Source organism: Rikenella microfusus DSM 15922 (genome assembly GCF_000427365.1).
GTDB classification, from domain to species: Bacteria; Bacteroidota; Bacteroidia; order Bacteroidales; family Rikenellaceae; genus Rikenella; species Rikenella microfusus.
Genome location: NZ_ATXW01000001.1, coordinates 157,434 through 179,422 on the forward strand (window position 1 = coordinate 157,434; position 21,989 = coordinate 179,422).

The window sequence follows — 21,989 nt, forward strand, 5'->3', positions numbered from 1 at the left end:
CCGGCAATTCGAGCAGGCGTTCCGGCTCGTGCCGTAGAGAGGTTTCTTCGACGAAACCGCAACCATATAGAATCACAAGCAAGGGGACTCTGCCGCTGCTTCCGGCGCCCGAAAGGGCGAACCGGGAGGGGAGGAAAGTCCGGGCAACGCAGGGCGCCGCACTGGTGAAACTGCCAGACGGACGTAAGTTCGTGCATCCGTAACAGAGAATAACCGCCGCAACCGCGCGTTTCCTTTCGGGGAAACCGGCCAGGCAAGGGTGAAAAGGTGGGGTAAGAGCCCACCGGTGCCGGTGGCGACATCGGCAGCCGTACGGACTGCGGGTTGCAAGACCATGTACACCGATGCTGTTCCGTGCCGGGATTCCGATCCGGGTACGGCACTGAAAGGCGGCCCGTCCGAGTCGGGGGGTAGGTTGCTGACGATCCGGCGGGAGACCGCCGGGCTGGATAAATGGCAGAGGCTTTTCCGAAAGGGCAGAACATCGCTTTATGCGGACTGTCCCGGCCGGAAAAGTACAGAACCCGGCTTATACCCCTTGCTATCTTACCGACCGGGGCAGAACCGTTTGTATCGGTTCTGCTCCGGTTTATTTTCCTTTTGTGTGCATCACCCAATACAAAACCTCATAAATTTTCATACCTTTGCCGCACACAAAAAAGGCATTGTATGGTATAATCCACCGACCGACGAATTACATACATAAGAAGCGTTAGCTTTTCTTCTTGCTTTCCGAAACTTCGACACTTTCAGAAGCAACCAAGAGTAAAGCGGTAACGCTCACGTGGCGACACGTGGGCTTTACTTATTTGGTTGCATAGGTAGTCGAAGACCTCGGAAAGCAAATAAGATTCGAAGCCCACGCTTTTTGTTTGTAAGCGATAAACTTTTTACACACCAAAACAAACAAAACGCCATGAAAAAACTGCTCTTAGTGCTGAGTCTCGGCCTCGCAGTCCTGACCGGCTGCAACGACAAAGGCGCGAACACTCCGCCGCCGCTCATCACCGATCCCGTCCTGCCGCCCGTTACCGAAGAATTTTCGCCCGGCGAAACCGTCACGATCACCGGCAGCGGCTTTACCGCCTCCGACGAAATCTGGCTCCGTATGCCGACCAAAGCCGACGGCGACATACAAGCCACCATCGTAAAACAAACCCCAACAGAAATCACGTTTACCGTCCCCCAGGGGCTGCCCGAAGGCGAATGCACGCTGGTACTCAAACGAGGCGGTACGGAAATGGTTCTCGGCAAAGTCGCCATCGGCGAAAGCGTCCCGGCAGCCGCGGCCAGACTCTACGGCCTCGGCGACCACGGCGTTTACGAGATCGACCGGCAAACATACGCATTGACTCCGATTCTGGGAGACGCCGATTTCGATTTCAGTTCCAGCAATGTGTACGACGCGTCGAAAAACACCATATACAGTATCGAATGGTATGAAGAATACGAGAACATTCCCGACACCGAATCCAAACTATCTTCCGGCATCGTCGTAAAAAGCTGGCTGGGCACCCTCGACCTGAACACCAACACCTTTAACCGCGTCCCGCTGAAAGACGACATCGACTATTTCGCGTGTCTGATCGACGGTAGTCTGCACCTGCTGGCCGTACCGCTCACCGACGACGACCACATCCGCCTCTATTCGGTCGATCCCGCCACCGGAACGCAGACGGAAGTCATCGATTTCGGCTCCTGGGCGACCGCTTTCGGCGTATCTTCCGACACATACGACATCGCCGTGTACAGCACTCCCTGCCTTGTTTCCGGACGTTTGCTCATGGCCTTCTCCCTATATGGCGCCGATTCCCACGAAAATCGTTTCGCGGCGTTCGACCTGAACGCGAAAACGATGATCCCCGGCAACACGATACCTTTCGGATCCGACGACACCGAAGGCAATGTCTGCTTTTTCGAACGTCAGGGAGAAACCTATACCGCCGTCGTGAGCCAAAACGGAACTTCGATCGACAGTCCGTTCAATACGCACTTCCTGACATTCGACCCGGAAAATCTGGCCGCGGGAGAGACGGTATATACGCTCGATAATGCGGGCTGTTTCGATCCCCAATACGATCCCGTGACCGACCGGATCTACTGGGCAGACTATTGGGAACAGTCCGGTACCGAAGCGTCAGGCGACTATACTACGGGCACCGACTTATACACTTTCGACTTCGCGACCCGAAAAGCCGAAAAATCTTTCACCTGGGACGAAATGATCTGGACCCTCGTACTGGCCCGGTAACGATCCGCCCGTCAAGAAAAACAAGGGGAGGCTTCCTTTTCAGAAAGCCTCCCCTTTATTTTAAGCCCGCCCGATACGCTCCCGACCGGTCAGAACTGCGACAGCATCGGGTAATCCAGCGAAAAATGAAGCCCCACGCTCTCTTTGAGTTGCTGAGCCTGCTTGATAATCAGATACCCGACGGCGATCATGTTCCGCAGCTCGCAAAGATTTTTCGACAACGTGGACCGTTTGTACAGGTGTTCCGTCTCCTCGTAAATGATCTGCAACCGGTGCATGGCTCTTTCGAGCCGGATATTCGACCGCACGATCCCCACATAGTTCGACATGATCTGCTGCACCTCCTTGAGGCTCTGCGTGATCAGCACCATCTCTTCCGGATGCGACGTTCCCTTGTAATCCCAGTCCGGCAAACCCTCCTGCCACGTCAGGCCGCCGATCGCCGACAACGAATGCCGCGCCGCCTGTTCGGCATAGACCACCGCCTCGATCAGCGAATTCGAGGCCAGCCGGTTCGCCCCGTGCAGACCGGTCGAAGCCGTTTCGCCGATGGCATACAGCCTCTTGATAGAAGTCTCGCCGTTCATGTCCACCTTCACGCCGCCGCAGCAATAGTGCGCCGCCGGAACCACCGGAATAAAATCCTTCGTGATGTCGATCCCGATCGACAGACACTTTTTATTGATATTCGGAAAATGGTCGCGCGTCAGTTCCGGATCCTTATGTGTCACGTCCAGGTAGACATACTCCTCGCCCCTCATCTTCAGCTCGTGGTCGATACTCCGCGCCACCACGTCGCGCGGGGCCAGCGACCCCATCGGATGGTACTTCTGCATGAATTCCTTACCGTCCTGGGTACGGAGAATGGCCCCGAAACCGCGGATAGCTTCCGAAATCAGGAACGAAGGACGCTCGCCCGGATTGTACAGCGAGGTGGGATGGAACTGGATGAACTCCATGTTTTCGATAATCCCTTTGGCCCGGTGTACCAGCGCGATACCGTCGCCCGTCGCCCCGGCCGGATTGGTCGTCGTATGATAGACGTTCCCCGTGCCGCCCGTCGCCAGCACCGTCACTTTCGCCCGCACGGTGAACACCTCCTGCGTATCCAGTTTCAGGATATAGGCCCCGTAGCATTCCGTACCCGGAATCGACCGCTTCACCAGCTTGCCCAGATGGTGCTGAGTCAGCAGATCGACAGCGAAATGACGCTCCAGGATCTCGATATTCGGATGCTCCCTCACCCGGTCGATCAGACGGTTTTCGACTTCCGCCCCCGTGTAATCCTTATGGTGCAGGATACGGTGCTGCGTATGTCCCCCCTCGCGCGCCAACTCGTACCGGTCGCCGTCGGCCGCCCGGTCGAAATCGACCCCCCATTCGATCAGCTGCCGGATCTGCACCGGGGCATTGCGCACGACCAGCTCGACCACCTCGCGGTTGTTTTTCTGCGAACCGCAGACCATCGTATCTTCGATATGCTGCTCGAAATCGTCCGGCTCGTAAGTCACGCTGGCGATGCCGCCCTGCGCATGGTAAGTATTGGTATCGTCCAGGCGGCTCTTCGTCACGAGGATCACCCGGCCATGCCCGGCTACCTTCAGCGCATAGCTCAGCCCCGCGATACCGGAACCGATCACCAAAAAGTCACACTCTCTGTTCATTATGGCAAAAACTGAGGTTTATAATCTTCGAATAGGAACGAGTAAAGTTACGCATTATTGCCGAAATCCGGACAGCAAACGCCCGAAAATACAGATATGCGAAACGCGCCGGAAACAGGGATACAAATACTGGATTTTTTTGTTACTTTTGTGGCCTCAACCCGAACCGCCTCTCATACCAGTTCCATGATCCGTACCCCAGGAACCCTCCGTCAAAGCGCCACGGTCGTCCGCGTCGATACTTCCGAAATCGAAGTCGAAGTATGCCGGCCGGAAGCCTGTGCCGCATGCAAAGCCAAAAGCGTTTGCAGCGAAGGGGGAGGGCAGGGGAAACGGATGACGCTCGCGAACGACGGACAGGGATACCGGGTCGGCGAACAGGTGACGCTGGTCATGCGCCGCTCGTCGGGCCTCAAGGCGGTCGTCATCGCTTATCTGGCGCCCGTCGTACTGATCGTCGCGGCACTGCTCGGATTCCAGACGGCAGGGGTGAATGAGACCTCCGCCGCGCTGCTGACTCTGGCGATACTCGTACTCTACTTTATTATCGTACGCCTGCTGCGCGGACGCATCAATCGCGAATTAACCATCGAAATCGAAAAAGAAATCGGACAATAATGAACGAAACGTTGATTTACACCATCGCAATCCTGGTGGGGCTGGGGCTGATCGCCGCCGTCGTGCTCTACTTCGTTGCGCAGAAATTCAAGGTCTACGAAGACCCGAGGATCGACGAGACAGAAGCCAGACTGCCCGGCGCCAACTGCGGCGGCTGCGGGTTTCCCGGTTGCCGGGGGATGGCCGAAGCCCTGGTCAAGAACGACGACATCTCGGCGCTCTACTGCCCGGTAGGCGGCGCCCCCACGATGAAAGCCGTAGCGGAATACCTCGGTAAAGCCGTGGCGGAGAAAGAACCCCAGGTAGCCGTGGTACGCTGCGGCGGGACACTCTGCAACCGCGCCCGTACCAATACGTTCGACGGCGCACGTTCCTGCGCGGTGGAAGCCGCGCTCTACGGCGGCGAAACCGGCTGCACGTTCGGATGCCTCGGCAACGGCGACTGTACCCGGGTCTGCAACTTCGACGCCATCCATATGAATCCGGAAACCGGACTGCCGGAAGTGGACGAAGAGAAATGCACGGCCTGCGGAGCCTGCGTGAAAGCCTGTCCGAAAAACATCATCGAACTGCGCAAGAAAGGCCCGAAAGGACGCCGGGTATATGTGAACTGCGTCAATAAGGACAAAGGAGCCGTCACCCGCAAAGCCTGCTCGGTGGGTTGCATCGGGTGCGGCAAATGCGTGAAAACCTGCCCGTTCGAAGCCATTACGCTGGAAAACAACCTGGCCTACATCGACCCGGCCAAATGCCGTCTGTGCCGCAAGTGCGTCGCCGTCTGTCCGACAGGGGCCATCGTGGAGGTGAACTTCCCGCCGCGTCCGGCCGAAAAACCGGCTCCGAAACCGGCCGAAGCCGCACAACCGGTCGCCAAAACCGCCGCCGTAACGGAAAACGCACCGGCACAGGAAACCAAAACCGCAGAGGAAGGAGGGGAACAACATGCTTAAGACTTTCAGATTGGGTGGCGTCCACCCGCACGACCATAAGATCAGCAAAGACGCGGCCATCCGGATTTTCGACGTACCGAAAACAGCGACCATTCCGCTCGGACAGCACATCGGTGCACCGGCCACGGTTGCCGTCAAAAAAGGCGACAAGGTACTGGTCGGCGACATTATCGGAACCGCAACGGGATTCGTTTCGGCCAATATCCACAGCTCGGTATCGGGAACCGTAACCGGCGTGGACGCGGTCCCCGACGGAGGCAACCTGCGCAAACCGGCCGTAACGATCGCGGTCGAAGGCGACGAATGGAACCCGGCCATCGACCGGACCGACACCCTGATTAAAGAGTGCACGCTGGAACCGAAAGAAATCATCGCCAAAATCGCCGCCGCCGGCGTCGTAGGCCTCGGCGGAGCCACCTTTCCGACCCAGGTGAAACTCTCCGTACCTCCGGGTAAAAAGGTAGAGATGCTCATTATCAACGGTGTGGAGTGCGAACCGTATCTGACGGCGGACTACCGGCTGATGCTCGAACACGCCGAAGAGCTGCTGGTCGGCTGCGAAATCCTGATGCGGGCGCTGGGAGTAGAGCAGTGCCGTATCGGCATCGAGAACAACAAGCCGGAAGCGATCCGGCACCTGAACGAGATACTGGGCAGCGGGAAATATCACCAAGGCATCAGCGTCGTCCCGTTGAAAATGCGTTACCCGCAGGGGGGAGAAAAACAGCTTATCGCGGCCATCACCGGACGCGAAGTGCCGAGCGGAGGACTGCCGATCGACGTGGGTGCCGTCGTGCAAAACGTCGGGACCACCTACGCGGTATATCAGGCCGTACAGAAAAACCGCCCGATCGTGGACCGCGTAGTGACCGTCACCGGGAAACAACTCGGCCAGCCGTCCAACCTGCTGGTGCGCATCGGCACGCCGATCAGCGCCCTGATCGAAGCCTGCGGCGGCATGCCGGCCGACACCGGCAAAATCATCAACGGCGGCCCCATGATGGGACGCGCGATGGCCAACATCGACGCTCCGGTCACCAAAGGCACCTCGGGCGTACTGCTGATGAAAACCGAAGAGTCGCTGCGGAAAGCGGAAATGCCCTGTATCCAGTGCGCCAAGTGCGTGGACGCATGTCCGATGGGGCTGGAACCGTTCCTGATCTCGAAACTGTCGCGGCTGGGGCTGTACGACCGTTTGGAAAAAGAACGCACGACGGACTGCATCGAATGCGGATGCTGTTCGTTCACCTGTCCGTCGAACCTGCCGTTGCTGGACTACATCCGTCTGGGTAAAGCCGAAACCATGAAAATCATCCGGGCACGACAAGCCAAATAAAGAAATTTCAGACCATGAGCAATCGAATAGTAGCCCCCTCGCCTCACCTGCACGGGGATTTCTCTACACCGCGGATCATGCGCGACGTGGTGATCGCCCTGATCCCGGCCTTCGCCTTTTCCGTATTCATCTACGGCCTGAGCGCCGTCTTCGTCACCGGGATAGCCATTCTCTCCTGCATGCTTTTCGAATGGCTGATCGACCGTTTCATGCTGCGCCGGGCATCGACGCTGGGCGACTGGTCGGCAGTCGTGACGGGCACCCTGCTGGCCTTCAACCTGCCGGCCAACATCTCGCCGTGGCTCGTTATCCTCGGCTCGCTGGTGGCCATCGGCATCGGCAAAATGTCGTTCGGGGGACTCGGCCGCAACCTGTTCAATCCCGCGCTGGTCGGCCGCGTTTTCCTGCTGATCTCGTTCCCGGTGCAGATGACCCTGTTTCCCGATACGGCCGGCGTGGACGCCATTACCGGCGCCACTCCGCTGGCTTTCGTCAAAGAGGCCCTGAAAACCGGAACCCCCGTAACGGAGATCATGCCGAACATCGATCTCGGAGGCATGCTCCTGGGATTCAAAGACGGTTCGATGGGCGAAATCGGGGCATTGGCCCTGCTGCTCGGCGGAATCTACCTGCTGATCCGCAAGGTCATCACCTGGCGCATCCCCGTATTCGTGCTGGGCAGCATGTTCGTCTTCGCCTCGATCCTTTGGCTGGCCGATCCGCAGGAATATATGAACCCGCTGTTCCACCTCTTCGCGGGGGGCGCCATGCTGGGAGCCATCTTCATGGCCACCGACTACGTGACCTCGCCGATGAGCAAAGCCGGCCAGGCGATTTACGCGATCGGCATCGGGGTCATCACCATCCTGATCCGCGTGTGGGGCGCCTATCCGGAAGGCATCTCGTTCGCCATCCTGATCATGAACGCCACCGTACCGCTTATCAACATGTATGTGAAACCCAGCCGTTTCGGCGGCCGCACCCCTAAAAAGAAGTAAGAGATATGGCCATGGAAAGTTCACTCAAGAATATGGTTATCGTGCTGGGGTCCATCACTTTGGTCGCCAGTGCGGCGGTCGGCGGGATATACCGGCTGACTAAAGAGCCGATCGAAGCGGCCCAAATCAAGAAAGTCAACGACGCCATCGCGCAGGTCATGCCGGAATTCGACAACACGCCTTCGGAAGAGGCGATCGAAAAAGAGGCCGACGGCGAAACGGTGAAAATATATCCCGCCACCAAAGAGGGGCAACCGGTAGGATATGCGATCGAAACTTTTTCCAAAAACGGCTTCGGCGGTAAGATTTCCCTAATGGTCGGTTTCCTGCCCGACGGGACGATCAAGGATATATCGGTCATTTCACATAACGAGACGCCGGGCCTCGGAGATAAAATCCAGAAATCCAAATCGGATTTCGCCGTCCAGTTCGAAGGCAAAAATCCCGAATCTTTCAAACTGGCCGTCAAGAAAGACGGCGGCGACGTGGATGCGATCACGGCTTCGACCATTTCGTCCCGGGCTTTTGCCGACGCCGTGGCACGCGGCTATAACATTTTGCAAGCCGTATTGAAAGATACCGAAGTCGAAGCCACATCGGGGGCCACCGCCGCCCCGGCCCCTGCTCCCGAACCGGAACCGGTTCCGGTTCCCGAACCCCGGCAACCGGAGAAAGAGGAAGAGTTCGAATTCGATCCGAACGCAGTCAAAGGGGCGCTCCCCTATGACGCCACCGCGGGGGCGACCGCATCCGCAGAAAACAGCACGGCCGACACTCTGAACGGCGATACTCAGAAAGGAGGAGAATAACCATGACAAAACTGCAACTGATAACCAAAGGGCTGGTGAAGGAAAACCCCACGTTCGTCCTCATGCTGGGTATGTGTCCGACGCTGGGTACCACGACCTCGGCCATCAACGGGATGAGCATGGGCATCGCGACGATGTTCGTACTGATCATGTCCAATATCGTAGTGTCGCTGGTAAAGAACGTCATTCCGGGCAAAGTCCGCATTCCGAGCTTCATCGTCATCATCGCCTCGTTCGTGACCGTCGTTCAGCTCGTCATGCAGGCTTACGTGCCCGACCTTTATAACACCCTGGGGGTATTCATTCCGCTGATCGTGGTGAACTGCATCATTCTGGGACGTGCCGAAGCGTTCGCATCGAAACACGGGCCGTTCGCATCCATGCTTGACGGTCTGGGTATCGGGCTGGGTTTCACCTGCTCGCTGACTCTGCTCGGCATCGTTCGCGAAGTGCTCGGCTCCGGCTCCGTTTTCGGCGCCAAATTCCTGCCTGCCGGCATGGACGGCATGCTGGTTTTCGTATTGGCACCGGGGGCGTTCATCGCTTTGGGATACCTGCTGGTACTCTTCAACAAATTCACCGCAAAACTGCGATAACCAGACATTCAGACGACTATGGAATATTTCGTAATCATAATCAGTGCGATCTTCGTCAATAATGTCGTGCTGGCGCAATTCTTAGGCATATGCCCGTTTCTGGGCGTATCCAACAAAGTGTCCACTTCGCTGGGGATGGGCGGGGCGGTGACTTTCGTCATGACCATCGCCGCGCTGGTGGTCTATCCGCTGCAATACGGCGTACTGGTACCGCTGGGCATCGAATATATGCAGACCATCGTTTTCATCCTCGTGATCGCGGCCTTGGTGCAGATGGTGGAAATCGTACTCAAGAAAGTGAGTCCTGCCCTGTATCAGGCGTTGGGAATTTTCCTGCCTCTGATCACCACGAACTGCGCCGTGCTCGGTATAGCTATCCTGCTGGTGCAGAAAGAATATAATCTGGCCGAAAGCGTCGTTTTCTCGGCATCGACCGCCTTGGGTTTCACGCTGGCCCTGGTGCTGTTCGCCGGCCTGCGCGAAAAACTGGAAATCACCGATGTGCCCAAAGCGTTCAAAGGCGTGCCGATCGCATTGATCGTGGCCGGCATCCTCGCGATGGCTTTCATGGGCTTCTCCGGGTTGGTATAGTTCTGATATTATTTCGTAATTTGCAGCCGGGTTCCACGAAACGGGGGCCCGGTTTTTCATTATGGACATTTTCCTGATTATCCTCGCATTCGTCACTCTGCTGATCGCCCTGGTCGGTTCCATCGTGCCCGCCCTTCCGGGCGTCCCGCTGGCCTATCTGAGCCTGTGGCTGGGACGTTGGAGCGGATATACGCCTTTCAGCGACACGTTCATGTGGATCATGGCCGGCGTAACCCTCGCTGTCTTCCTGGCCGACTATTTCCTGCCGCCGCTGATCGTCAAAAAATTAGGCGGCAGCAAAGCCGCCACCTGGGGATCGATCCTCGGTATGATCCTCGGTATGATTTTCACACCGATAGGAATGCTTCTCGGCATGCTGCTGGGGGCGTTTCTCGGCGAAATCATGTATGCCAAACGGTCGGGTTACATGGCCCTTAAAGCCGCGATGGGCACTTTTCTCGGCTTCCTGTTAGGTACCGGACTGAAACTGTTGCTCTGTTTCTATGTCCTCTACGAACTGGTCTCGACCTGGTGGGCGACCGGTTTCGGCGGATTCTAAAAAAGCCGGGTGCTTTTCATTCTGAAAAGCACCCGGCAGTTATGCTGTAAACCGATCGAAAAAACTATTTCTTCGCCTTGGTCGAATCCGCCATTGCGCGGTATTCGTCATTCAGCCCCTTGAGCAGATCGTCGGTAATATTCAGCGCCGGATCCGCAATCAGCACCGTATTGGCCCCCTGCGTGCTGATAATCATGCTGTATTTCTTTTCGGCATTGTATTTCTTGACATATTGCATGATCGCATCGCTGATTTTATTCATCATCACGGCCTCCTCTTCGCCCAGTTCCTGCATCATCCGGTCACGATACTCCAACACCGACTGCTGTTTCTTTTGCAGGCCCGATTCGATATCCTGCGCCTGGAACCGGGTAATCAACCCTTTCTGAGCTTTCTCCTGATAATCGCGCATCTCGCGCTCCAGGCTGCGCCCTTTGGCATTCAATTCGTTCTGAGCCTTTTCGCTTTTCGATGCGAAAGCCGCCTGCAAATCGATCGCCATGCCGTAACCGCGCATGATCGAATCGATCTGCACGTAAACGATCTTGCCGTTGTAGTCGATCCCCGCAGCCGCAGCCACCGTCCGGGCAGAATCCGCAGCATTTCCGGCAGCAGACGTTCCTCCCTTGTCCGACGAGCCGCAGCCCACCGCAAACAAACCCGCAGCCACTGCTGCCGCAAAAGATACGATGTTGAGTTTAGTTCTGTTCATATTTCCGCTAAAATGTTTGTGTTTCCGATTTTGAATACAAATATGAGAAAAATATTCCATCCGCCGCCCCTTTTCCCTAAATCGGACGGAAAAAGTTACCTTTGTATTCATGTACGAATACATCAAAGGAAAAATCGCCGAACTGACCCCCGCCTATGTCGTGATCGAGGCCGGCGGTATCGGCTACCTGCTCCAAATCTCGCTGCAAACCTATACGGCGCTGAGCAATGCCGTCGAAACGACGCTTTATATCCACCACATCGTGCGCGAAGACGCCCAGATATTCTTCGGGTTCCACCAGCAAAAAGAGCGCGAGCTATTCCGTCTGCTGATCTCCGTTTCCGGCATCGGGGCCAATACCGCCCGGATCATGCTCTCGTCATACAGTGTCGAAGAGATGGTCCAGATTATCGCCACAGGCAATATCGCGGCGCTGAAGAACGTCAAGGGAATCGGTACGAAAACCGCCGAACGGGCCATCGTCGATCTGAAGAACAAAGTACTGAACGTAGCGGCCGTTTCGGAATCCGCGCCGGGTATTTTCGCCGAAGTGGCCGAAAACATCGAAGAAGCGGTATCCGCTCTGACCGTCCTCGGCTACCCGAAATCGGCATGTGAAAAAATCGTTAAATCGATCTGCCGGGAAAATCCGTCGCTCACGGCCGAAGCCATTATCCGCCAGGCCCTTACCCAGTTATAACGACGACAGCCGAATACCGGCAGCGGGTTAAGATATTGTTAAATTAAGATTAATTCGGTACTTTCGCCTAGCATTTTGCGTGAATGCGCCCCATACCGAAAATCTTAACCATTATCTTATGGACAATATTTACCTGGTTGTCTTGGTGATACTTATGGCGCTCGCCATCTCGGCCCTGATCGTAGGGGTATCGAACGACGCCGTCAATTTTCTCAACTCCGCCCTCGGTTCCAAAGCCGCACCGCGGTACGTCATTCTTCTCGTCGCATCGGCAGGCATTCTCCTCGGCTCCATTTTTTCCAGCGGTATGATGGAAGTGGCACGCCGGGGAGTTTTTTATCCGGAAAATTTCTATTTCCACGAGATGATGATGATCTTTCTGACCGTCATGTTCACCAACGTGATCCTGCTGGATATCTTCAACACTTTCGGGTTGCCCACTTCGACCACCGTTTCGCTGGTTTTCGGGTTGCTGGGTGCGGCCGTAGCCGTAGCGATGGTAAAGATATGGGGAACGGCGGACGAAAACCTGGGCCACCTGCCGCATTATATCAATTCGGGAAAAGCACTGGGGATTATATCCGGCATCCTGGTTTCGGTCGTCATCGCTTTTGTTACGGGAACCGTGGTGATGTACGTAACACGCGTGATTTTTTCATTCCATTACCAACGCGCGTTCCGGTACATCGGACCGCTGTGGTGCGGCATCGCGCTGACCGCCATTTCATACTTCGCGATCTTCAAAGGTCTGAAAGACACCGCCATCATGCCGCATGAACTGATGACGTGGATGAACGACCACACCTCCCGTCTAATGATATACTGCTTCGTGGGCTGGACCGTCCTGATGGGACTGATCCAATACCTGTTCCGGATCAACATCCTGAAACTGACCGTACTGGCTGGTACCCTCTCCCTGGCGTTGGCATTCGCCGGAAACGACCTGGTAAACTTCATCGGGGTTTCCGTGGCTGGGTTCGACTCCTACAACATCGCATCGGAAGCCGCAGCGAAAGGAGTGGACATTTCGACCCTGAAAATGAGCGCTTTGGACGGGGCTGTCGCAGCCAATCCGCTGATTCTTTTCATCGGGGGACTTATTATGGTCATCACCATCTGGTTCTCGAAAAAAGCCCGCTCGGTTTCGGATACCGAGATCAACTTAGCACGACAGGACGACGGCGCCGAACGGTTCGGTTCCACCGCGCTTTCCCGGGCCATCGTCCGCGGGGCCGTGAATTTCAACAAAAAATTCGTCAAATACGTACCGGAACGGGCGCAACGCTTCATCGAACGCCGTTTCGAACCCATGGCCATTTCCGAAACCGAAGACAAAGCCCCGTTCGACCTGATTCGGGCGACGGTGAATCTGTCGGTCGCTTCGATCCTGATCGCTTCGGCCACATCGCTGCGGCTCCCGCTTTCGACCACCTACGTAACTTTCATGGTGGCGATGGGGTCGTCGCTGGCCGACCGGGCCTGGGGACGCGAGAGTGCCGTATACCGCATCACAGGCGTACTGACCGTCATTTCGGGTTGGTTCCTCACCGCAGTCATCGCATTCACCGTCGCTTTCGTCGTGGGCATGCTCCTGATGTACGGCGGCAACATCGCCATTTTCGCGCTGGCGGCAGTCTGCGCTTTCATTCTGTTCCAGAGCAAAGTGCTCTTCTCGCGCCGCCAAAAACAAGCGGCCGCCCGCGAAGCCATTTACAAAGCGGACGACAAAGAGTTGAACATTATCGACGAATCGACGCAGGAGATCTGCAACGCCATGCAGACGATGACCAAACTGTACAGCGACACGCTGGAAGGATTGGCGGGTGAAGACCGACGCAAACTGAAAGACACGATGCGGGCCGCCGAACAGATGTACCAGGAAGCGCACGAGAGGAAATACCGGTTGCTCCCGATCCTGCGCAAGCTGGAGGCGAACAATATCGATACGGGACACTATTACGTCCAGGTGGCCGACTACGTGAACGAAGTGGCCAAAGCGTTGGTGCACATCACCCGACCGAGTTTCGAACACATCGACAACAATCACGAGGGCCTCAGCGCAGCGCAGTTGTCCGACTTACAGGAAATCAATGCCAGCGTTTCCTCGATCTACGACGAAATCATCCGCATGCTGCAAACCAAAGATTTCAGCAAGCTGGACGAAACCCTGATGCACCGCGACCAGTTGTTCGAAACGCTGGCCAAAGCGATCAAAAACCAGATCTACCGCGTCCGGGACAACGCATCGAGTTCGCGCAGCAGCATGCTCTATCTGGAGATCATCAACGAAACCAAAACGATGGTACTCCAGTCCCGGAACCTGCTCAAAGCGCAGAAGCATTTTATCTCGGAAGAGGATATTTAAACCCGATAATATATTCGATATACTCACCGTTTCCACTGCTATTTTTCGGCTCGCGCCGGGACCCTTTCGACAACAAGAACTTCCAGCCGGAGTGACCCCCTCAAGGCTTCTGACAGGGTTTGCAATACCCGATTCAAACGGCACTGCTAAGCCGACATAGAAAATCGGGCCCGAATACATTCGGTACATCGAAGTATATATCATCAGGTATTTAAAACGTATCTATCCAAACGCAAAAAAGCGGTCAAATCCGATTGACCGCTTTTTTTGAACTCTCCCCCCAAAAAACTACGCCACCGCTTGCGTCGATTCGATACCATAATCCCCCGCCAACCACATCGGAATACCCGGTGCAGAAAACGTTTCAAACGGACAAAGCCTCTCTGAGAAACTTCCACGAAACCGGAAAGAACTCGCATAGGTTCTTCCCGCCTGCATGGGGTTGCGCACGCGTGAGATCGGTTTATGTACCATAAAACAGTTGAACCGCGCCAACCCGAAAAAGAAAATCATGGGGTTAAACCGAAAGTTCAACCCCATGATTTTCCCAGCTGTACCGAATAATCAATACCGGAACATTTCGTCCGGATTACTCGAACAGGAAGAACTGCGGCCTGCCGTACAATACGAAATCCTTGACATTCCCGGCCATTTTCGGGTCGCGCTGCCGCAGGCGTACCGATCCTACCGTCGAGATTTCGCCCAAGTCGATAATCACGCGGTGCGGGAACGCCTTGCGTTTGCCCTGCCACTGCGAATGCCAGTAAGTCTTCGGATCGCCGTCGAACAAGTGTTCGGCATAACCCTCGTTACCCTTCGTCTCTTCGGTATCGACGTACACCACCTTCCAGGCATCCTTTTTCAGCGGTTTTCCGTCGGCATCCAACAACTCCAGCTCCGACAGACAGGAATGGGCATCGTCATACGACGAAAGCACCTCCAGCCCCAAATGACGCAAAGTGACCGTATTGTCCAATCCGAACGTCTGCCAACCGTCCTGCTGCGTCATCGTGCCGCGCAGGAAAATATCCCCGGATTCCAGGATCGGCGTCTTGCTCATATCCCGTTTCGGACGCCGCACCGCATTCGGATCGTCGCCCAGCGAATCGAGGATCGGCTCCGTAAGCCCCCGCACCGTGCGTTTGCCCGTATTCTCCATCGCGAACACGACGATCTCGTTCTTCCCTTTTTTCAGCCACGGCGCGGGCAGATACATCGTCTGCTGCGGCCCGATATTCCAATATTTGCCCAGCGAACGGCCGTTCACCCAGACGGCTCCTTTGCCCCAGCCGCGCGTATCGACGAAACAATCTCCCACGCTGTCCATCACGAACGTACCCCGGAAAAAGGCCGGTTGTCCGGTCAGATCGCCGGGGCGGAATTTGAACTTGCCGGTCTCGGCTTTATAGAGGGGCAGGGGAGTGATCGTCCATCCGCGTAGCTCCTTACCGTCCAGCACGACATTCCGCGTTATCCCCTTCCGATTGTTCAGGATGTCCGGTCCGTAATTGACACGCCCCACATTTTCGACCAGAATCTCCAGTCTGGCCGGAGCCTTCGCAATCTCTATCGGCAAACGGTTCTGGCGATGGCGCCGGTCGAGGCTTCCCACCTGTTTCCCATCCACCAGCACCACGGCATAGTCGCGCAGGTCGTTGATCTCCAACATCCCCTTTACCGGGCTGTCTATCGTCGTTTCATAGTGGATATAACCGAAATCCTGGTCCAGGTCTTCCATCGTCAATACCGTGTCGGACTCCACGCGTCGGCCGAAAGCCGCCGAAAGCGGAGCGCACTCTTCCAGCGAAATTTCGGCAAATCCCGCCACCGGGTTGTTCGCCGGAACATCGGGCAGAGTAGTGCTTTCCGGCAAATGACGCCGGATCATCTCGCGAAACGCCACATACTTCGGATAGGCATTCCCCCATTCGCCCAGCGGCGCGTCGTAATCGTAACTCGTCGGCTGCGGATCGTAACCCCGCGGGGTATTGGTATTCGCCCCGTTCGTATATTCGAAATTGGTGCCGCCGTGGAACATATACAGACTGATGCTCACCCCGTGTTCCAACATCCATTCCAGTTGTTTCACCGGCCCGTGATAATCCCGATAAGAGTGCGGGTCTCCCCATACGTCGAACCAGGCCGGATAAAATTCAGCGACGAAGTACGGACCGCCTTTATGGAAACGGTCGATACTGCGAATAATATCCTCGCCCACAGCTCCATTGACCGTCGGCAGCGCGCCGTCCACATAACCGTTGGGCATCTGTCCCGCTCCGTCGCAGGTAATCAGCGGCACGTTGAACCCCGCCTCTTTCAACATATCTCGGATAGCGGCCAGGTACTCCTTATCGTCGGAATAGGAGCCGTATTCGTTTTCGACCTGCACCATAATGATCGGTCCGCCGTTCTCGATCGTCAGCGGAGCCAGCTCTTTGCCCAGCCGGTCGATATAACGTTTGCAGGCCGCCAGAAACTTAGGATCCTTGCTCCTGACCTCCATATCCTTGTCTTTCAGCAGCCAATACGGATAACCGCCGAAATCCCACTCGGCGCACACGTACGGCCCCGGACGGAGCAATACGAACAACCCTTCGCGCTGCGCCGTGCGGACGAATTCGGCCAGATCGGCCTGCCCGCTGAAATCGAATTCGCCCGGCTGCCGTTCATGGTAGTTCCAGAACACATACGCCGACACGGTATTCAACCCCATCGCCTTGGCCCGTCGCATCCGGTCGGCCCAATATTCTTTCGGAATACGCGGATAGTGCATCTCTCCGCAAATCAGCTGGACGCTTTTCCCGTCCAGCAGGAACTTGCCGTCCGAAACCTCGAACCGCTTGCCCCACGCCCCCTGAGTGACCAGCAGCATCGCCGTCACGCATAACAACAGGTATTTTCTCATGTAACAATAAAAAAGTTTGGTGTCAGGCCAAAGTTAATAAAAAGAATTATCCCTTTTCGTGTTGTTGCAAGGAGGACGCGCTCGCCGAAGCATCCCGCAGAGAGGTCGGCCCCGCAACCACCCGGTTCCGGCCCGGCTCGTACGCCGGGCCGGAACTCCCCCTTTCCCGCAGGCCGCGGACCGACAATAACATTAACCGATTATATACTTTGGTCTACCCAGCCCATTCGAGGGTAATTTCCCTCTATCGGCTTGGCGCCGGACGGCTTTCAACAGTCGGGAGGAGCGGCGCGAGCCGAAAAAGTATCAACGAAACCCAATGGGTATATCAAAGTATATAATCGGGTAACATTATTAATTCCGATAAAAAGCCGGCTCCCCTTTACCGTTTAGAAAGCAAAGGGGAGCCGACGCTTATACGCATGTCCGGTTCATTCGACGGGCAACGGACCCGAAGCCTCCACGTCCACCCAATCCTCGACCTGTCCCGTAAAAGTAATCGGCGCGCCGTCCATATTGACAGTCACATCGTAAAGGTATGACTTGCCCGCCTGCAACGTCCGGGAAAAACTGCCCGTAAACGTCCCCGACCGTCCGGGAACATCCGTTACCGTCACTGCGAAATCCATGCTGCCGCCCGATATCAGGATATTCGTCTTCGTCCCGTCGGGAGCGGCAGTCGTCCGGAACGACGCACCCGCCACACTCAATTTCCCCGTCTCCGCATCCAGGGTACCGTCCCGATAAAACCCGCCGACCTCCAGTTTCGCACCGCTCAGATCGCTTCCGTCGCTGGCTTTCAGCCGAAAACCGATCTGTGCCCCGCAATGGCGGAACTCCAATCTGGCTTTGGTTCCGCCCGCAGTAGCCACGACCCCCGGAGTACAAGCCCAAAGAATATCCTCCCCATGCCGCACCGGAATACGATGCGCATCTCCCGCTCCTTCCGACCGGGGAGCGTACGCATATATGTCGTAGGCCGTACCGGTACGCAACGTCACGCTGCCTCCGCCGATATTGCCTCCGGCATCGGAAACGAACGCCTCGTTCTTCCAGGAGGTCGTCTCGAAATCGGTCGGCGTATCTCCCAAAACCGTCAAGACATATACTCCCAAATCCGTCGCCGGCAAAGGTTCCGACCGTACCGGCTCGGCTTTCGCATCTGGAGTCTCCGGCATTCCCTCCAAGGCCACCCGGCCGCTCAATATCAACGCGGATTCCGTATCTGTAAAAGTCTTTTTTTCGGAACAACCGCTCACGATTCCCGCAATCCCCGCGAGCATAATGAATAAATATTTCATGGTACCGAACCGATATGTGACAGAATTATTCGCCATAGAACGCCTCTTCCCCGACATCAATTATTTACATCGACGCTTCCCGTTTCATTCTCCCACGGAACCACACCGGCTTCCAGACCGAGCGCCGAATTACGGTCGATCACCGTAACCGTGACGACCGTCGATTTTCCGGGCGCGAAAACCTCCCTTTTCACCCCCGTATAAGTCCCGGCATTCGGCCCCGACGGAACGGTTACCGTCACCTTCAATTCCATAGGACCTTCGGCCGGCAGGAAGCACACCGGACTTTCCGTTTCCGTCAGTTCGACCGAGTTGTCCACGCTTCCCGGAATCACCTTGCCGGCAGCCAGATCCAGGATCCCGTCCCGGCAAAAACCCGTTACCTTCAGCGTCGCTCCCGAAATATCCGGCTGGCTCGCCTCGTCGGCCACGATCCTGAAAGCGATCTGCGCGGCCTTGCGTTCGAATGTCAGGGCGACGGTATGCGTCGCAGCGTTCGGTTTTTCGCCGGAAGATTTCGCCCACAGAACATCCGCTCCGTGAGTAACGGGAATCGAAGACGAAGCGGCGGGAGCCACCCCCGCGACATGCGGGGCATACGCATAAACGTCGTAAGTATAACCCGTCGTCAGAATGACCGGATTATCCGGATCCGCACCGACCAGAGCGCCGGAACCGTCCGAGACATGTTTTCTGTTGGCGATGGCCGCCGTCGAAGGGGTTTCGCCGTTCGTCAGATCCACGACGTGCACCCCGACCTCCAGATTCTCCGGCAACGCTTCCGTCCCCGTTTTACTCATGGAGGCCATACTGCCGTTTCCGTACAGACCGATGGCAGTACCTGTCAATGCCAGCCGGCACGCTCCCCCTCCATTCCGCTCCGTGCTTTTTTTAGCGCATCCGTTCAGTCCCGCAACCACGACGGCCCCGGCAACGGCCGCCAGCAACATCATCCTTTTCATATTCCGTTCTCAATTTTTGATTTCATCCAACGTTTCCGAAACCGGTGCCGCCCGGACGGTTGTCCACCTCCATTTCATCCCCGTCCGTAACCTCCCAACGCGTCACGACCGCCGAAAAACCCGCTTCGCTGGTCGCCGATACTTCGATGTCGATATTCACATCGATTTCGATCTCGGTCGGATCTTCGATCCCCTCGCCCGTAATGTTTTCCTCGATAACCTGCGATCCGCCGTTATTGAAATCCAGACCGAGACGCACCAGATTATCGGCCGGCGAACCGTCCGGATTGACCGCAGAAACGCCGAAAACCAGCACACTGGCCGTGTAAACTCCGGCAGCAGCCGGCCGGGGATCGAGTTCCGTCATCGAAGCGTACCCGTCGGCGCACTCGCCCGTTACCAGACGCACGGAAGGCGCCACGCCGGTCAGAACGGCCGACAGACCCGTCACCGCATCGTAATCGCCCGTGAACCGGATGTTCAGTACCACGCGCTTCACCAACGGCTCCGGCGCCAATACCCGCCGTACCGTATCCTCTTTAGCAACCGACAAGTCCGAGACATGGGCGCTGTACACCCATCCCGGCTGGCCGATCCACTGATCGCCGCCCGCGACTTTCCCTTCCGACGGCAGGGCGTAAGCATACGCCCGGTCGAAATCCTCCATACCGGCGTATCCGACCCCTTCGACCGTCTCGTTCACGACAAGCACCTGATAATTACCGGAGGGCAGCATACCGTCGAACCGTCCGTTTTCGGCCGTTCCCCGTACCCATGAGCCGTCGGCGCCGTAAAAATAGACGGACATACGATCAGGCTCGGCCTCGCCCGGAGCCAGTTCCCGCCAGTCGATATCCAGCAATACGCGACCTTCGTCCGGTTTCACATACAATTCTCTTCTGACACAGGAGGATACGACCGCCGCCACGGCAAACGCCGCACACGCGACAACCATCCCTATGCCCGATCTTCCGCAATGTAGTATCTTACCCATGATTCTGCGTTTCCCTAACCAAATCTATCTCCGGCCGGTACCGACCGTTCCGAACCGGTACACCAAAGACGCTTTCGCCCCCGTCAAACCGAAATAATCGGCCGTATGAGACGACCGATATACGTAGCGGGGCGCCTCGTAACCATACCGGTCGTAATCGCCGGCATGCACCCAGCCGCCGCGCAGTCCCAGTTCCAGCCCGAAACGAGGCGTAAACGGCAGATAAGCGCCCAGCGAAAGTCCCGCCCCGTAATAATCGCCCGTATTTCCGGTCTGCTCGCCTCTGAACATGTAATCGGACTGCCCGGCATGTCCGTAAACGCCGACATAGCATCCCCGGTATTGCCCGGTCCGGCGACCGAACCAATACCGCAATTCCGGGCTGATCTCGTTCACTGCGTAATGTTTTTTATACAGATTCATGTTCCAATCGGTGTAAATCCCTTCCACGGATGCCGACCAGCGCTGCGCAAAATAGAATTCGACTTCGAGGTTCGCCGCCACGGCCGCCCAATACGCCAAATTGGTCTTGACCGCGACCAACGGACGCGCCAGTACCAACGGTTCGCGCGAAGCCCTGACCGGCTTCATCGGTTTGACTTTCGGTTCTTTCGCCGGTTTTGCCCCGATCTTCCGTCCGTCGCCTTCCGGTACCGCCGCTACCGCCGACCGACCGTCCCGTCCGCCGACGACAATACCGGCTCTCCCGGCAACGGCCTCCGGTGCCGCTTCTTCGGCCAACATACGCCGGATCAGATCGTCTATACCCGGGTCGCGTTCTTCCGGACAAGGCTCCTCTTCGGTAATGACCGGTGCCGGCGGAGGCGGTATCGTACCGATTTCTCCCCCCTTCATATCCATCGTATCCGGCCGTTCCGCCGAAATCAACGAATCGACAAAACGCTGCAACTCCCGGTCCATGTCCGTCCCGTCGGCGGGGTTCTCCTTTCCGGCAGAAACGGGCTGCGACGGCACCGCAGCAATCCGGGGCTTTTCTTCGGCCTCCCGCCCGGATCGTTTCGGAGCCGCAGGCATACGTCCCTCCCTCGCAGGCCTTTCGTTCCGGCCGAAAATATCGGTTTCTTCGCCGCCGAAAGGAGAAATATACCTCCTCTCTTCCTCCGCCGCCGAAGTCGGAAAACGGAGCGATTCGCTATTCCGGGCTACGAGCACACCGTTCAGATAGAGCGTAACCGTCGTCTTTTTGAGCATATCGAACATCCGGTCCGGCGTCAGGACATTGTTCCGGGCCACGACATTCCCCGTCACCACGACAGATTGCCGGAGTCCGGAACGGCGGATAAGCGGTTCCATATACGCTTTTACCGCATCTATACGGCGTCCGGCAACCTCCACGCTGCCGAGTTGTTCGGCCGTGGTGGAGTAAGAGACGACGACAATGGAATCGATATGCGCCGACGGCGTTTCGGCCAACTGCCGAAGCAATTCGCCGAATTTCTCCATGGCGGCCGCGTTCTGCCCGTACCGTTCGTCCAGTTCGGCACTGCCAAGCCCGAAAGTAAACGCAATGGTTTGTTTCTGAGGCGTACCGAGACCAGGCACCTGAGCTGCGACATGTCCGCCCGATCCGGCAAGGCACATGCAAAGGGCCGCCGCCAATGCGACACCCCGCTTTTTCCCGGTCGTTATAATTGATCCTCTGCGTCTTGCAAAGCCC

18 protein-coding genes and 1 other RNA gene are annotated in these 21,989 nt (G+C 56.7%); 12 read left to right on the forward strand and 7 right to left on the reverse strand.

The window, feature by feature from the left end; genetic code table 11:
- The first annotated feature begins 76 nt into the window (after nucleotides 1–76).
- Both rnpB and RIKMI_RS0100740 read left to right on the forward strand, forming a co-directional pair.
- Nucleotides 77–548: RNase P RNA component class A (rnpB, locus tag RIKMI_RS14480), an RNA gene on the forward strand.
- A gap of 368 nt (nucleotides 549–916) precedes the next feature.
- Nucleotides 917–2,251, forward strand: a complete 1,335-nt coding sequence (locus RIKMI_RS0100740) for an IPT/TIG domain-containing protein (RefSeq protein WP_027290074.1) — start codon at nucleotides 917–919, stop codon at nucleotides 2,249–2,251.
- A gap of 89 nt (nucleotides 2,252–2,340) precedes the next feature.
- Here RIKMI_RS0100740 and nadB read toward each other — a convergent pair whose 3' ends face one another.
- A complete protein-coding gene (nadB, locus tag RIKMI_RS0100745; RefSeq protein ID WP_027290075.1) occupies nucleotides 2,341–3,915 on the reverse strand; it encodes an L-aspartate oxidase in 1,575 nt (524 codons plus the stop codon).
- A gap of 186 nt (nucleotides 3,916–4,101) precedes the next feature.
- Here nadB and RIKMI_RS12460 point away from each other — a divergent pair, with 186 nt between their 5' ends.
- From RIKMI_RS12460 to RIKMI_RS12475, 8 genes are all read left to right on the forward strand, one after another.
- Entirely contained in the window at nucleotides 4,102–4,533 is a 432-nt protein-coding gene (locus tag RIKMI_RS12460; RefSeq protein ID WP_051214168.1) for a SoxR reducing system RseC family protein, read from the forward strand.
- Nucleotides 4,533–5,483, forward strand: coding sequence for a Fe-S cluster domain-containing protein (locus RIKMI_RS12465; protein WP_037291209.1), 951 nt, complete (start codon nucleotides 4,533–4,535; stop codon nucleotides 5,481–5,483). Before RIKMI_RS12460 ends, RIKMI_RS12465 begins: the two co-directional genes overlap by 1 nt.
- Entirely contained in the window at nucleotides 5,476–6,819 is a 1,344-nt protein-coding gene (rsxC, locus tag RIKMI_RS0100760; protein WP_027290076.1) for an electron transport complex subunit RsxC, read from the forward strand. Before RIKMI_RS12465 ends, rsxC begins: the two co-directional genes overlap by 8 nt.
- Nucleotides 6,820–6,833: 14 nt before the next feature.
- Nucleotides 6,834–7,817: an RnfABCDGE type electron transport complex subunit D gene (locus RIKMI_RS0100765; RefSeq protein WP_027290077.1), complete on the forward strand. Its 984-nt coding sequence runs from the start codon at nucleotides 6,834–6,836 to the stop codon at nucleotides 7,815–7,817.
- Between the two features lie 5 nt (nucleotides 7,818–7,822).
- Entirely contained in the window at nucleotides 7,823–8,626 is an 804-nt protein-coding gene (locus RIKMI_RS12470; protein WP_245584922.1) for an RnfABCDGE type electron transport complex subunit G, read from the forward strand.
- A 2-nt stretch (nucleotides 8,627–8,628) separates the two neighbouring features.
- Complete coding sequence (locus RIKMI_RS0100775; RefSeq protein WP_027290078.1) at nucleotides 8,629–9,222, forward strand: RnfABCDGE type electron transport complex subunit E; 594 nt, start codon at nucleotides 8,629–8,631, stop codon at nucleotides 9,220–9,222.
- 18 nt (nucleotides 9,223–9,240) lie between these two features.
- Complete coding sequence (rsxA, locus tag RIKMI_RS0100780) at nucleotides 9,241–9,813, forward strand: electron transport complex subunit RsxA (protein WP_027290079.1); 573 nt, start codon at nucleotides 9,241–9,243, stop codon at nucleotides 9,811–9,813.
- A 61-nt stretch (nucleotides 9,814–9,874) separates the two neighbouring features.
- Nucleotides 9,875–10,372, forward strand: coding sequence for a DUF456 domain-containing protein (locus RIKMI_RS12475; RefSeq protein ID WP_037291212.1), 498 nt, complete (start codon nucleotides 9,875–9,877; stop codon nucleotides 10,370–10,372).
- A 64-nt stretch (nucleotides 10,373–10,436) separates the two neighbouring features.
- On the opposite strand, the gene RIKMI_RS12480 is transcribed toward RIKMI_RS12475, so the two are convergent.
- Nucleotides 10,437–11,084 carry an OmpH/Skp family outer membrane protein gene (locus tag RIKMI_RS12480; RefSeq protein WP_051214169.1) on the reverse strand — a complete coding sequence of 216 codons (648 nt, stop codon included), beginning with the start codon at nucleotides 11,082–11,084 and terminating at the stop codon, nucleotides 10,437–10,439.
- Between the two features lie 109 nt (nucleotides 11,085–11,193).
- Here RIKMI_RS12480 and ruvA point away from each other — a divergent pair, with 109 nt between their 5' ends.
- Both ruvA and RIKMI_RS0100800 read left to right on the forward strand, forming a co-directional pair.
- Nucleotides 11,194–11,784 carry a Holliday junction branch migration protein RuvA gene (ruvA, locus tag RIKMI_RS0100795; protein WP_027290080.1) on the forward strand — a complete coding sequence of 197 codons (591 nt, stop codon included), beginning with the start codon at nucleotides 11,194–11,196 and terminating at the stop codon, nucleotides 11,782–11,784.
- A gap of 118 nt (nucleotides 11,785–11,902) precedes the next feature.
- Nucleotides 11,903–14,149, forward strand: a complete 2,247-nt coding sequence (locus tag RIKMI_RS0100800) for an inorganic phosphate transporter (protein WP_027290081.1) — start codon at nucleotides 11,903–11,905, stop codon at nucleotides 14,147–14,149.
- Between the two features lie 589 nt (nucleotides 14,150–14,738).
- Here RIKMI_RS0100800 and RIKMI_RS0100805 read toward each other — a convergent pair.
- From RIKMI_RS0100805 to RIKMI_RS14155, 5 genes are all read right to left on the reverse strand, one after another.
- The gene (locus RIKMI_RS0100805) at nucleotides 14,739–17,054 is read right to left on the reverse strand and encodes a beta-galactosidase (RefSeq protein WP_027290082.1); all 2,316 of its coding nucleotides are present in this window, start codon (nucleotides 17,052–17,054) and stop codon (nucleotides 14,739–14,741) included.
- Between the two features lie 431 nt (nucleotides 17,055–17,485).
- Nucleotides 17,486–18,355 carry a fimbrillin family protein gene (locus RIKMI_RS0100810; protein ID WP_027290083.1) on the reverse strand — a complete coding sequence of 290 codons (870 nt, stop codon included), beginning with the start codon at nucleotides 18,353–18,355 and terminating at the stop codon, nucleotides 17,486–17,488.
- A gap of 56 nt (nucleotides 18,356–18,411) precedes the next feature.
- Nucleotides 18,412–19,317: a fimbrillin family protein gene (locus RIKMI_RS0100815; RefSeq protein WP_027290084.1), complete on the reverse strand. Its 906-nt coding sequence runs from the start codon at nucleotides 19,315–19,317 to the stop codon at nucleotides 18,412–18,414.
- 22 nt (nucleotides 19,318–19,339) lie between these two features.
- A complete protein-coding gene (locus RIKMI_RS0100820; RefSeq protein ID WP_084135118.1) occupies nucleotides 19,340–20,311 on the reverse strand; it encodes a DUF5119 domain-containing protein in 972 nt (323 codons plus the stop codon).
- 24 nt (nucleotides 20,312–20,335) lie between these two features.
- A complete protein-coding gene (locus tag RIKMI_RS14155) occupies nucleotides 20,336–21,775 on the reverse strand; it encodes a DUF3575 domain-containing protein (protein WP_027290086.1) in 1,440 nt (479 codons plus the stop codon).
- Between the last annotated feature and the right edge of the window lie 214 nt (nucleotides 21,776–21,989).